This window comes from Sphingomonas sp. CFBP9019, assembly GCF_034045155.1.
Taxonomy (GTDB): Bacteria; Pseudomonadota; Alphaproteobacteria; order Sphingomonadales; family Sphingomonadaceae; genus Sphingomonas; species Sphingomonas aerolata.
Window position 1 is genome coordinate 1 of the sequence record NZ_JAXCWK010000010.1, and the last position, 13,302, is coordinate 13,302.

Here is a 13,302-nt window from a genome sequence, read left to right on the forward strand (position 1 = left end):
GGTCGTGGCGCTCCCGTGACGTACCTGTCCCATACGGCTTCCTTCCATTCCAACGAAAGGATCGCACCATCAAACCGTGGGATCAAACACCTAGATCGCAAACGCGTCTTAATGATCGATACGTGTTATTGAACAAAAAGTCTTGTATCGGCATACATCGGTTTACGACCACACACCGCCACCATCCTCGGTCTTGCACGAAGCGCGAGGCAGATCGGACTTCTCAGATCAATAAGTTATCCAGCCTACTGCCACCCTCAAGGCGAAGCTCACCTGCTGTGGCCTATCGCCTCTTGCGATGGTGTTCGGTTGATTTCGAAAGTGATTACCGTCGATCGGATTATCAATCTGATCGCGCTGCCCGATGGAAGCGCGCCCATGGCGCCTATACGTTTAGCGCCATTAGGGTCAGGACCTATTGATGTAAAAGGCGCGATCTGGCTCATGCTAAGTGAGGAGAGCGTGGATAAGGGACCTGTACTGGCTGACAGATACGCAGATGGCGCGTCTGCAACCGTTCTTTATTAAGAGCATAGCAAGCCTCGGGTCGACAATCGTCGGGTGCTTGGCGACCGTAATTATGACGCCGATTGGCTCAGGGTCGCCCTGGAAGCCAAGGGCATCCAACTCTACATCCCGGACCGCAGATCGCGCAACGAGCCAATCAGATACGACAAGTGCCGCTACCGGTGTCGCAACCGCATCGAGACCTTGTTCGGCCGTCTGATGATTTGGCGCCGAGTGGCCAATCGCTACGGCCGCTGCCCGACCGCTTTGTTCTCTACTATCACGCTCGCGGCTACCGTCATCTTCTTGCTATGACCAATGGGTCCTCACCCTAAGCAAGACCGCCCAATCGCAAACCAATTCGCTTGTTGTTGACGCGAATCCAATATGGCCGGTCTTCCGCGATGCCTGCCGGCTTGCGTCACAAATTCAGATCTCTATTGACGCGAGATCGGGCGCAATCATGGACCGCGAACTTACCTTGCATTAACCGGGCAGTGCATAGGTTAGCGTATGAAATTCCCGCCAAACCGGATGTTGGCCCCTGCGCAGATCGTCGCTGCAACGTTTGGGCTTGTCGCGTTGACGATGTGGCCGCCAGCATCGGGCTCGATGCTTCTGGTGCCGCTCGGTTCAGATGACGGAGCAATCGTGCAGGGCGCGTTAGCGGGCGGTGCGGCGTTGCTCGGGGCCGGGCCGTTTCCGGGATCGCTGGTCGTCGTTGGTGATCGGGCCCGCATCGCCCCCCGGGTCGCATGGAATACCGTCATCATGGCCGCTCCGCCCGCAGGCTGTGGGGCAAATGGCGGCGCTGGGAGGCCAGTATGAACCGCATCAATTCACTAAAGCCAGCGTTCTCCTGGTTGGATCTCAGGGCCAAGCTCGGGGCCACCGTGGAAATGGGGCACGATGCCGGGCTCAACCCGCTCGACCGGTTGCGGCGTCGCGCTGTGCAAACATGGGCGTTGATCGGCTGGGCCTCGTTGGGAGGGCTGCTGATAGGCAACGCCGTATTGGACGCGGGCACGGGTGTCCCGCTGCTGGTCATTGGCACCATCATCACGGCAGGGCCAACCGCGATGGCGCTCAGCGGGCGCTACGATGTCGAGGCCCGGACACTGATGGGATCGCTCGCCGCGGTGATACCGGCGATGCTCGTCTTCCTGCTCAAGGGGCATCCGTGGCAGATGGATGCGCACATGTATTTCTTCGTCGGAATGGCGGCACTGGTAATGTTGGCGGACTGGCGGCCGATCGCGCTGGCGACGGTGCTAACTGCGGTCCATCATCTCGCCCTCCAATGGTGGGCCCCGGAGTTTGTATTCACCGGCTCGGGCAATCTTGGCCGGGTGATCTTTCATGTCGTGGCGGTCGGGCTGCAATTTAGCGCATTGACGGTGCTGACGATCCAGCTCGAGCGGCTGTTCCAGTCGCAGAGTGCGGCGTTACGGCGGTCGCGCGAGTTGACCCAAGTGGCGGAGGATGGCCAGCGGCAGACCGAAGAAGCGATGCTTCAGGCGCGCACAGCGGAGGCGGTGGCGACGCGCGAACGCCGGCAGCGTGAAGAGCAGGCGGCACGGATCGCGAGCGAGCGGCGCGGCGAGCTGGTGGTGCTAGCGAACGAGTTCGATCATTCCGTGACGTCAGTCGTGAAGAGCATCGGACAGGCGACCGAACGACTAGAGCATGCGGCAGTTCGGCTCGAGGACGTTACCGGCGACGCGACCCAGGATGCGGTTGAGGCCGCATCGGGCGCAGGTCGAGCAGCACGCGACATCGCGCATGTCGCGTCATCGATCCGCGACCTGTCGGAATCGATCCGGACGATCGCGATTGCAGCCGACCAGCAATCGGAACTGACCGTGGTGGCGAGCCTGGAAGCGCATCGCAGCGTGCAGACGGTCGCGATGCTTGAGGATCATGCGGTCCAGATCGAAGTCATTCTCGACGACATCCGAGAGCTGGCGAACAAGACCAATTTGCTGGCCCTGAACGCGACGATCGAGGCGGCACGAGCGGGCGACGCGGGGCGCGGGTTCGCGGTCGTTGCGGGCGAAGTAAAAGGCTTGTCGGCGGATACCAAGCAGGCAAGCAATCGGATCAGCATGCTGCTTACCGGAATTCGCGAGGGCGTGGCAGATACGGGCGAGAAGCTGCGTAGCGTCAATACCGCGATCGGCCAGGTCTCAGCCGCGGCATCGGGAATCGCGACCGCAGTCGGCGAGCAGCGCTTCACGGCGCAGGAGGTGGATGCGGGTGCAGCGCGAGCGGTCGGCGCCGCGAAGGAAATCGGCACCCGGATCGACGGCGTGGCGGAAGCTGCAGGGTCTGCCGCCCTATTGTCGGCGTCGGTACGGGGCAGCGCCAGCGATCTGGCGGCTAGCGCGCGAAATTTGCGGTCATCGACCGACCTTTTCGTCTCGTTCCTTCAAGCGGACGATGCTGCGGCAGCGTAGTGCCAAGTCGGCCCCATCTCCGTGGGATGCCCGCACGAAGACGCGCATGGTAGGAGAGTGCATGCTCAAGACAAAAATGAAGCGGATCACCGATCGTGGTGATCGCGCCGTTGAACGCCTTGCTAAGATCGAGACGTCCATAACAAGCCTTGCCGACAACGATCTGCTCGACCTGGCCGACATCTTCAAAGCCGAGCCTCGCACGCCGATCGGCGATTTGGCGTTCTTGGATATGGCCCGACGGAATATCAGCCTTTGACGGCAGCCTGACCAGGCCGAGCGGAAACAATGGGCCAACCCTAATGTTAACCAACCGGCAGGCGTTACACGTCAACGGCTTGCCGCATTCCAGATTCAGCCTGACTCATACGCGTTGCCTTGACATGGCTGTCGAGCATCTTCGCTTTATGAGCAAGATCATCACGCACGCCTGCGGGCATGAGCAAATTCACTATCTCGCTGGCTTCGCAAGCCAGCAGGAGCGGAAAGCCCGCTGGCTGGAGACGACTAAGTGCACTACCTGCTTTCTTGCAACCGAACAGGCTGAACAAGCGGAAGCGGCGGTTCGTGACGGTGCAGCCATAGCGCACCTTGATCTTCCATCGCTCACTGGCAGCGATCGTCAGGTCGCATGGGCAACAACCCTTCGAGCTAGCCGCTTTTGCAGTTTCGGTACCCGACCGGTCATAGAGGAAAACGGCTACCAGGCTTGTGTTCTTGTAACTGATGCAAAGTGGTGGATCGATCACCGGGCACTGACAGATCACGAGCTGCTCGAAGAGGCCGAACGATGTGCGGTTGAAGTGAGCATTCTAGCGAGCTCCGATCACGATCCCTCATTACCACAGGCGGTCTAACGGCCAGATCACAGGCCTATCTACGCACGAGTTGTATGATATTAGCTCCGATCTTAGCCACGCCTTCGGGCCACGCGCTTTGAGGTACCGTTGGCCGTCTTGTGTGATACCAGGCAAGTCGACGATCTATATAGGTGATCTAGGCTTCAATTCGGCACCCCTGGCAGGCTGATCGCAAACAGTTACTGACGCCCAATCAACGCGGTCGCACCGCACCCAAAATGTAGGCGCGTCCTCGCGAGCTGCCCTCTTTAGCTGCCGCAAGCGACGATGGCAGCAACGACTGCCTGACTCATCTGAGCGCTTTAGCTAACCATCTGTTTAAGCTACGAATGCCTCGCGAGGCAGGCGCCCTTCCGGAGAGATGTTGATGGCTGATATGGATCACTTGCTGGGTGTGCCGCTGACGCGGCGCACCGCACTGGGTGGCACTGCTGCGCTTACCGCATCTACATTTATTTCCGAGGGCGATCACGCAGTCGCTGCGCCGGCAGCCAAGCCTGTGGGCGTCCGATTGGCGATTCAGACGACGGTCAACGGCAAGGCGGTGCCGGTAGAGATCGATTTGCGGACATCGCTGCTCGATCTCTTGCGTGAGCAACTACACCTGACTGGCGCTAAGAAAGGCTGCGACCATGGCCAGTGCGGCGCGTGTATTGTCCACCTCGACGGTCGGCGTGTAGCATCCTGTCTTACGCTCGCAGCCAAGGTCGACGGACGTGCGGTGACAACGATCGAAGGGCTTGCCGATGGCGAGACGCTGCATCCGATGCAGCAGGCCTTTATCGATCACGACGCGCTGCAATGCGGCTATTGCACACCGGGACAGATCATGGCGGCAGTGGCGTGCGTGCGTGAAGGCAACGCCACGTCAAAGGACCGCATTCGCGAATATATGAGCGGCAACATCTGCCGCTGCGGCGCCTATGTCGGCATCGTCGCAGCGATCGAGCAGTTTGCGGGAAGGGAGAAAGCCTGATGCGCCCCTTCACCTATGCACGACCCGAAAGCGCCGTAGCGGCAGTCCAGGCCTTCACAGCGGCGGGCACCGGTGCGCGTTACATCGCAGGCGGCACCTCGCTCTATGACCTGATGAAGCTCGACATCGAGAAGCCTCAGCACCTGATTGACGTCACCACGATCCGAGGGCTCGATGGAGTCGAGACGGACGGTGAGCGGCTACGCTTCGAGGCGCTCGCACCGATGAGCACGGTCGCGACCGACAAGGTCGTGCTGCGCGACTATCCCGTCCTTGCCGAGGCGTTGTGGAAGGCTGCCTCGCAGCAGTTGCGCAACATGGCGACGGTCGGTGGTAACCTGCTCCAGCGGACCCGCTGCCTGTATTTTCGCAACGGCGCCGGCGGAACTTCGGTTGGCAACACCTATCCCTGCAACAAGCGGGAGCCGGGTTCGGGCTGCGCGGCGATCGGCGGAATCGACCGCGGTCAGGCCGTGCTAGGCCAGAGTTCGTCGTGCACTGCCGTCTCGCCTGGCGACTGGCCCGTCGCGCTCGTCGCGCTCGACGCCTATGTCGAAGTGCTGGGCGCCAGCGGTAGCCGCGCGATCCCGATTGCCGAACTTTATCGCCTACCGGGCAGCACGCCGAACCTGGAGTTCACCTTGCAGCCGGGCGAAATGATCACGGCGATCGTCGTACCAAAGACGAAGGCAGGCCGCCACTCGACGTATCACAAGATCCGTGACCGCGAGAGCTACGCCTTCGCGCTTGCCTCGGCAGCGGTCGCGTTGGAGATGGATGGTGACACAGTAACGCGCGCTCGGATCGCACTTGGCGGGGTGGCGACCAAGCCATGGCGGGCGACCACGGCAGAAGCACTGCTGGCTGGAAAGCCTCTGACCCCGGCGACCGCACTGGCGGCAGGGCACGCTGCCTTTGCCGATGCCAAAGCTGGTAAGCAGAACGGCTTCAAGATCGATCTCGGCGCGCGGACCGTTGCCGATGCCCTGACTATTGCCGCAGTAAGGAACCGGTCATGACCGCCCCCTTCCCCAACCGTCCCCGTGCCGATGCCCGTGAGAAGGTGATGGGCGCTGCGCGCTATGGAGCCGACCATCAGGTCGCTGGACTGCTGTACGCCATGCAAGTCCCGGCAACCATTGCGAAGGGGCGGATTGCCGCTCTGTCGGTCGATGCCGCGATGCAGGTACCAGGCGTTGTTCGCGTGCTGACTTCGAACGACTTTCTGCCGCCCCCTCCTGCGTCCCCTGGCGCACCGCCTCCGCCTGCGACGCTCACGGCCGACATTGCCTATCGGGGCCAGCCGGTCGCACTTGTCGTTGCCGAGACGCTCGAGGCCGCGATCGAGGGCGCCGAGGCCATTCGTCCGACCTACACAGTCGCACCTGCGTTCACCTCGCTCATCGAGCAGCCGGGGGTGGTGCGCGAAGCCGTCAAGCCGGTGACGGCGGGCGATGCGACGCGGGCGATGGCGCGCGCGGTAACCCGGCACAAGGCAGACTATGTTTCCCCGCCACAGCACCATAACCCGATCGAAATGCTATCGACAACGGCCGTATGGGAGAACGGGCAACTCACCATCTACGAAAGCACGCAGAGCAGCAGCAATACGAAGGGTGCCGTAATGCGTAACATGCGCCTTACGCCCGAGCAGGTCACGGTAAAGAGCCCACAGATTGGCGGGGGCTTTGGCCAGCGTGGTGGGGCACAGCGTCAGACTGCACTTGTCGCCCGCGCCGCAATGCTGCTCGGCCGACCAGTCAAACTCGTCCTGCCGCGCGGGCAGATCTTTCATAACGCGACCTTCCGACCGAAGAACCGTCACCGGATCGAGATCGGTGCGGATGCCAGCGGCAAAATGATCGCGGTGCGCTACGACGCCGATCAGCAGCAATCGCGCGAAGGCCAGTTCCCGCCCGACTACCATGAGTCCGTACCCATGCTGTACGGCATCGAGAATTACCACGGGACCTCCGCCAATCTGCGGATCGATACGCAAGCGCCAGGTTATATGCGGTCGCCGACGCCGCATCCATCGTGCTTCGCCTTCGAGAGCGCAGTAGACGAACTTGCCCTCAAGCTTGGCGTCGATCCGGTCGCCTTCCGACTGCGCCATCGGGCCACGACTGATCCGATCCACGGCCAGAAGCTCTCGTCCTGCTATCTGTCGGAATGCCTGACGGAGGGCGCACGTCGTTTTGGCTGGGAACGGCGTAGTCTTCAGCCGGGATCGATGACGCTGCCCGATGGCACGCAGGTCGGCTGGGGCGTGGCATCGGGGGCGTATCCGGGCTCCGCCCATCCCAACATCGTGACGCTACGCGTGAACGCAGACGGCACGACCCGGTTTTCGGCTGCGGGGCATGAAATGGGCCAAGGCATCCGCTCGACCATCGAACAGGTTCTCGTACGCGAACTGGCGATCGATCCTTCGAGGCTGGAGATCGCGATCGGCGACACCAGTGTAGCGCCTCAGCACACGACGGCAGGATCCTGGGGCACCGCGAGTGTCGTGCCGGCAGCGGCAGAGGCGGCTGCCAAGTTGAACGCTGCCATGGCCGAGCTGTTGGCGAGGCGTCAGGTGGCGGGCAATCTACACCGACAGCTTGCGACCGTGCGACGTCCCTCGCTTCAGGTTGAGGTCGAGCATGTTGCGGTCGACCAGGGCCCGAAGGATTTGGCGGCACTGCGCAAGGGCGGCATGGCGTTGGTCGGGCCGGATTACTCGACCTTCACCACCTACAGCTACGTTGCTCACTTCGTTGAAGTTCATGTCGAACCCGGCACGCGCCGCGTCCGCGTGCCACGCGTCGTCAGCATTGCCGATTGCGGGCGGGTGATCTCGCCGCGCACGGCCGAGAGTCAAGTTCGGGGTGGTGTGATCTGGGGCATTGGTGCGGCGCTCCGCGAAGCGACCGAAGTCGATCCGCGCTATGGCGGGTGGCTGAACAACGATCTTGCCGACTATGTCGTGCCCGTGAATGCCGACATTGGGTCTATAGACGTCGGGTTTATCGATCGACCGGATCCTCTCATCAATGCCCTTGGCGCAAAGGGGCTTGGCGAAGTTGCCATGACGGGCTGTGCCGGTGCCATTGCCAATGCCATTCATCATGCAACGGGTAAGCGGCTGCGCGAGATGCCGTTCAGGATCGAAGATCTTCTGTAATCGAACCGAGGCGAAAGACCGCGGCTGAGACGGGAAATCACATGCCTTCGACGTGCCGAGCTATATCAAAAGGCCTCTTAAAGCATCGGACCTTGTTGGATGTACGTACTTCCTCTCGCTGCAGCCGCAGCGCTCATGCAATCGCCGGTTGCCACCACTGCGGTAAGACCTGGCACGATAGCGATCGTCGCTGCTGATAGTTCGACCACGTCTCCCGCTATCACGAGAACGTTCACGGACGCGGTTCAACGAACCTTCCTTCGAACACCTTTCCTGCCCCTGCCCGACCCGAACCACAGTCTTTACGTCGCCAAGGTTGAGGTATCGCAGACACAGCGTGGCGTTGTCCGGTCAGGCAACGACCGATCAGACCGACCAAGCGTGGCTGCTGGCCTTGGAGGCCTGTCGCTGACCCTGCCCTCGGGGAAAGATCAATTGCACGGACTTATCGTGACCCGTCTCGAAGTGACCGTGACGCTGCGCCGCGATAATCACGTCGTATGGAAAGGGCAGGTGACCACGGTGCGCGCGAGCGGGACGCGAACGGGCGAACCCTCGGTTGTTGCAGCAGCCCTGTCGGATGCCCTCCTGACGTGGTTTCCGCGGCAGCTGCCGGGACCGCTGTCTGTCCCGTAAGATTCACCGGGTAACGCGATTATCAGCCTCTGATCTTCGACAACACGCGCGCCGCAACATTACTCCTGGCGGCAAGCTTCCGCCCATAGCGCAGTGCCGTCGATGGCGACGACCAACGGAGTGCCTGGGCAATGCCAACGCCGTCCTCCCCGGCCGCAAACAGATCCTGCGTCAGCCCTACCCGCAGCGAGTGGCTTGATAGCGCCCTAGCAGCTTCCTCAACCTTCGCGATCGGCATCTCGACCAGCCCCTGATCGAATGCACTCAGCGCCACCCGCCGATAGATCCCGTTGACGCCCTGCCGGCTAAGCGAGGCCGTACCAACGGTATACACCGTCCGCGCCGGCTCCGCCCTCTTGCCCTTGAGCTTCTCCTGCCAGTGCCGTGTGTGCCCTGGAATCGCCTCGTACGCCATCGGCGGGACCGCGGCGCGCAAACGGCGCCGATCGACCCCCACGCGGCGGAAGACCGGCCCCTCGGTGATGGCGCTCGCGACCAGCCAGGCCCCGACCCGGCGCATCGTGTCCGCTGACAGCCAGCCCCAGGCCCCCTGCCCTTCCTGATCGGTCTTGGATGATGGAATGAACAGGAGCGCCGCGCCATCGCTGTGTGGATCGATGTGCGCGACGGCGACCGCGACGAGCTCGCTGACGCGCAATCCAGCGTCATAGCCGAGCGACAGCAGCGCGGCATCGCGCAAGCCCTGCAAATCGCCGCCACAGGCGCCAAGCAGCGCCGTCAACGTGAACCCCTTGGTATGAGGATCTAGCGAGGCCCCGAAGCGCAACGGGGCCGCCTGGCGCTGAGCAGCGCCACGCCGTCGGCGCAGGCCCTTGAGCGCGGCGCGGACCATGACGTGGCTGGTGGGCGCATGCCCCATCTCCTGCATTCCTGACAGGCTGTGTGCGGTGGCAAGACTGGCAACCCGCCGGGCGACCGTCGCGGGCTTAGCGCCTTGCGCCTCGAGCATGGCGATGTAGCGGACCAGGTTTTCGGGCGCTGCGGGCAGCGGGGCGACACGGATGTCCTCACACCAGCGCAGATAGCAGGCGAGGTCCGAAGCCAGTGCCGCCTTGCTCGCTGCTGCCATAGCGCCAAGCTGCGCGGCGAAGCCGATCTCGCTGACAGGGCCGGCATCAGCGGGCAGCGCAAGGCCAAGCAACCGGGTAACACGGGCATCGATTGACTCGACCAAGCCGCGCGCTGTGCGGACCGGCAACGCCTCCCCGTCTGTACGGTGGACGACAATCTCACTCATACAGCGCCTGCCGGCCGGTCCAGTTTATCCTGCATTTCGCCATAGTAGCACACCCCTATACTTACCATAATGTCCGATTATGGTAAGTGCATATAATGGGTGGGTAGCGCTGCCTAGCGATTGCATGATTGCTAGCGTATGGTGATCGCAATGCTGAACCTTGAACTTACCTCGCTGGGCTACGCGCTCGGTCGTTTGGCGGGTGCAACGCGCTTTGCGTCCCCTGAGATTCGGAAGGTTGCGGCCTTGGCAACCGTTGCAGGGGCTTGGCGTGCGTATCGGCGCGACGCCGGCGCCGGCGATGTCGGCACTGCCCATCAGCCAAGTAGCGATCCTAGGTCGATCCTTATGACCGACGACCTGCGCCGTGACGCCGTCGCGCTTTGGCTCGCTGCCAATGGTGTGCCGGCAGTCGCGGAAGCCGCGATGACCGTCGTTCGCATGGTCAACGCGACGCGCGGCTTCGAGGCCGATGCGCTGGCGTTGCTCAACGCTGCGCAAGACGCGGTGGCGCAGGCGCCTGCCGGTGGCCCCCTCACCCGAGCCTGCGGGCTGGCGGACCTTGGTCCGGATCATCCACTTCTGGGACTAGCTCGCGCCACAGCTGCAGTCGACAGTCTGATTACCACGGCGGATTTCGCCGAAGGGCACGGACATGATGCGATCCTCCCCCTGCCCTCCCGATCGATCCGGCATTACGTTCCAGCTGAGTCCTCGGGATGCTGGGCTTTAAATCTTGCGCTCGTTGCTAGCGGCGTCGCTCCATCTGTTCCGGGGATCGTCCCCCGGGCCGCGTTCCGTCTCGATCAGGAGGACGCCGAACGATCAACGGCATTAATTGACCATAGCAATGATGCGCTTTCGGCATCGTTTAGCGATTTGGACCGCATCGAAAAAATGCTTGGGCGCAGCCACGAGGCCCTTGCTGGCTTATCCCGCAACGCCCGTGCTGCGGAAGCATGGGCCCTTGTTGTAGCATTTGGTCCGATAAGGCGAAGGCAGATAGCGCGGGCAGTTGGCCTCTCGCGCGCCGGTGCCGATATCCAAGCACGTGCGCTTGCTGCCGCAGGTCTCGTCGTGCTCGAAACGGGAGGTTTGGTAACCCCTGCACTCCCCGGCTCGCCTCAGTCGCGGTCTGCGTCCCTCGATCACGGTCCGCTTTGCGCGGCTACTGCGGATCTTGATATCGCAATGGCAGAGATTGACCGCCTCCTAACACGGGGTCTCGATTATCGAAACTAGGTGCTTAGTCCCGGCGTCCGGCGGATCGGGCCAACGATGAACCGGTCTGGTTCTGAAGTCCGTATCTTGGCGAGATATTCGTAGGCTGTGAGGCCACTGAGCGTCTTAAGCCGACGGGTAAAAAGATACGCAGCCATGGAGTCGGCGAGTGAGTCCGTAGCTGCTCGTGGCTCTCATAGTGGTAGCGTTTAACGACCGCCCTCTTGATGGCGGTTCATCCGTTCGACCCGACCATTAGTCCAAGGGTGGTTCGGCTTTGTGAACCGTGCTCGATGTCGGTCGCCTCACAGATCATGTCGAAGCGTATCTGCTGCGACCGGGCGGAGGTGAGGTTGCGCGGCTGCCCGGCGAATTAGATGCCGTTGTCGGTCAGGATCGTGTGTATCCGGTAGAGCACCGCTTTCAGCAAGTGTTCTAAGAATTCCGAAGCCGTCCGCCTGTCAGCCTGTCAGCCTGTCAGCCTGTCAGCCTGTCAGCCTGTCAGCCTGTCAGCCTTGTAGACTAACTGCATCACCGCGAACTTACTAGTGCGGTTGATGCCTACGTACAGATAGAGCTCTTCGACAATATCAGGAGAGCCTTACCTTCGGCAGTCTGCACCTCGGCAATATTCGCGTGGAACAAGACCATCGGATAGCGTTTGAAGCGCTGTCGCTTCGGCTTGTCGCCTTGAGTGTCCGGTAGAAGGGAGATGACATGGTGTTGTAGGCAGCGCTGCAGCGCTAACCGGCTCGCGCGGGCTATCGTGGCCGCGAGCGCACTGCGTCGCCCTTTCCCCATTCTGCGCTTTTTAGCCTATCTGCTGTAGACTCCGGTCGTAAGCTCGGAGTCTACAGCAGACATTTGAGTCTGACACTCTCGGGGACCGGTAAGCTTCTCGATCGCGCAGCGCAGCTTCCTCTTGTCCGAGAGGTATCGAAACGGCGCTCCTAGCGGAGCTAAGCATTCCCACCGTTGCCATCGCGCTAGGACCTGTAGCGCCGCCGGGAGGGCGACCGTCACATCCTGGCAAACCGCAAGTATCGCCCCGAGGCGTCAACGATATCGTCGTCAACTTAGATCAGGAAATGGGAACCTTCAATCCGCGGTTCCCACATGCCCCGGTGCTATCGACGGAAGACGCATCCGATTGGGACCAAGCATTCTGCCGCCCCCCTTTACACCCAATAAAGATCCAGTACCTCGCGGATCGCGCGCTCTGCGTCCTCACGCGATGCGCCGCTCTTGTTCAGGAGCGTAAGGCGCACCCCCTTCCGGTCGGCACCTTCGACCCTGAGCACCGGTTTCCCTCCCTCGCTCGAAACGAACTTTGTCGGCGATCCTGACTTCTTGGGGGAACCTGACCTTTGGGGGGGGTCAACCGCTAAGGTCAGGGCTTTGATCACTTCGAGCACCGGTATAGGTTGCCCGCTCTGTTCTTGCACATTTGAGAGACGCTCCGCCTCCTGAAACGCGCGCTCCCTACGATCCTCCGGCTTCAGCAGAGACTTGAGCGCGATCGCGTTGCGGACCCCCAGTTCCTGAGGCTCGGTAAAGGCTCTCGTCAGCTTTGTCGGTAGCCGGGCTAGATCAAGGTAACGCGTCAACCAGCTCTCAGAGACTTTGAGGCGTTGGGCCATCGTCTTCTGACGCCCCTCATAATAGGCGTCGAGCGCTCGTAGATAATCCCGTGCGCGCTCCAGATCGGTCAGATCGTCGCGCGCACGGTTCTCAATATCTGCAAGGCGAAATGCTTCCTCGTCGCCAATCTCGCGGACGTCAATCAGGAACTTGAACTCCGGATAGTTGTGCGAGCGCAGCCAGCTGATGGTCCAATGCCGGCGTGCCCCACATATCACTTCGAAGTCGTAGCTCGGGTCGCCCACGACACGACGAACGATTGCCGGAATTTCCTGCCGGCCCTGCGCCTTGATGCTTTCGATCAGGTCCTCGCAGCGCTGCTCATTGAGCAGGCTGTATTCACGGTTGTGCCCAGCCCACATGCGGCATCGAGCCGGATCAACCAGTTCATGAATGCGCGTCACCACCGCACCTGATGCAAGGTCAGCAAGCCGATTGTTCCTACCAGTCAAGACGTTCGTTGCGCTGCCGGACCGTCGCACCGGTGCCGCCTCGCTCGTAAGGTCAATTCCGGCAGCAAGTTCAGCGGCGAAGCTACTGTTTTTCCTGCTCATGTGAGCCTCCCTTCGCTTGCAATT

General features: G+C 61.7%; 9 protein-coding genes and 1 pseudogene. 8 read left to right on the forward strand and 2 right to left on the reverse strand.

Annotated elements, in window-relative coordinates; genetic code table 11:
• Nucleotides 1–561 precede the first annotated feature (561 nt).
• From SOM18_RS18750 to SOM18_RS18780, 7 genes and pseudogenes are all read left to right on the forward strand, one after another.
• A pseudogene (locus SOM18_RS18750) lies at nt 562–822 on the forward strand (transposase); the annotation flags it as partial.
• A 584-nt stretch (nt 823–1,406) separates the two neighbouring features.
• Nucleotides 1,407–2,963 (forward strand): methyl-accepting chemotaxis protein, encoded by a 1,557-nt coding sequence (locus tag SOM18_RS18755; RefSeq protein ID WP_320482195.1) that lies wholly within the window; start codon nt 1,407–1,409, stop codon nt 2,961–2,963.
• Nucleotides 2,964–3,024: 61 nt separating this feature from the next.
• On the forward strand, nt 3,025–3,222 hold the full coding sequence (locus SOM18_RS18760) for a hypothetical protein (RefSeq protein ID WP_320482164.1): 198 nt from the start codon (nt 3,025–3,027) through the stop codon (nt 3,220–3,222).
• Between the two features lie 148 nt (nt 3,223–3,370).
• Entirely contained in the window at nt 3,371–3,820 is a 450-nt protein-coding gene (locus tag SOM18_RS18765) for a hypothetical protein (RefSeq protein WP_320482165.1), read from the forward strand.
• Between the two features lie 370 nt (nt 3,821–4,190).
• Entirely contained in the window at nt 4,191–4,799 is a 609-nt protein-coding gene (locus SOM18_RS18770) for a (2Fe-2S)-binding protein (protein WP_414712144.1), read from the forward strand.
• Nucleotides 4,799–5,818 (forward strand): FAD binding domain-containing protein, encoded by a 1,020-nt coding sequence (locus SOM18_RS18775; protein ID WP_192143124.1) that lies wholly within the window; start codon nt 4,799–4,801, stop codon nt 5,816–5,818. Before SOM18_RS18770 ends, SOM18_RS18775 begins: the two co-directional genes overlap by 1 nt.
• Complete coding sequence (locus SOM18_RS18780) at nt 5,815–7,968, forward strand: xanthine dehydrogenase family protein molybdopterin-binding subunit (RefSeq protein WP_320482167.1); 2,154 nt, start codon at nt 5,815–5,817, stop codon at nt 7,966–7,968. Before SOM18_RS18775 ends, SOM18_RS18780 begins: the two co-directional genes overlap by 4 nt.
• A gap of 658 nt (nt 7,969–8,626) precedes the next feature.
• Here the strand turns inward: SOM18_RS18780 and SOM18_RS18785 are convergent.
• Complete coding sequence (locus tag SOM18_RS18785) at nt 8,627–9,862, reverse strand: integrase (RefSeq protein WP_320482168.1); 1,236 nt, start codon at nt 9,860–9,862, stop codon at nt 8,627–8,629.
• Between the two features lie 150 nt (nt 9,863–10,012).
• On the opposite strand from SOM18_RS18785, the gene SOM18_RS18790 reads away from it, so the two are divergent.
• Nucleotides 10,013–11,104, forward strand: a complete 1,092-nt coding sequence (locus SOM18_RS18790) for a hypothetical protein (RefSeq protein ID WP_320482169.1) — start codon at nt 10,013–10,015, stop codon at nt 11,102–11,104.
• A gap of 1,157 nt (nt 11,105–12,261) precedes the next feature.
• Here the strand turns inward: SOM18_RS18790 and SOM18_RS18795 are convergent.
• The gene (locus SOM18_RS18795; RefSeq protein ID WP_320482170.1) at nt 12,262–13,278 is read right to left on the reverse strand and encodes a ParB/RepB/Spo0J family partition protein; all 1,017 of its coding nucleotides are present in this window, start codon (nt 13,276–13,278) and stop codon (nt 12,262–12,264) included.
• Nucleotides 13,279–13,302: the final 24 nt, after the last annotated feature.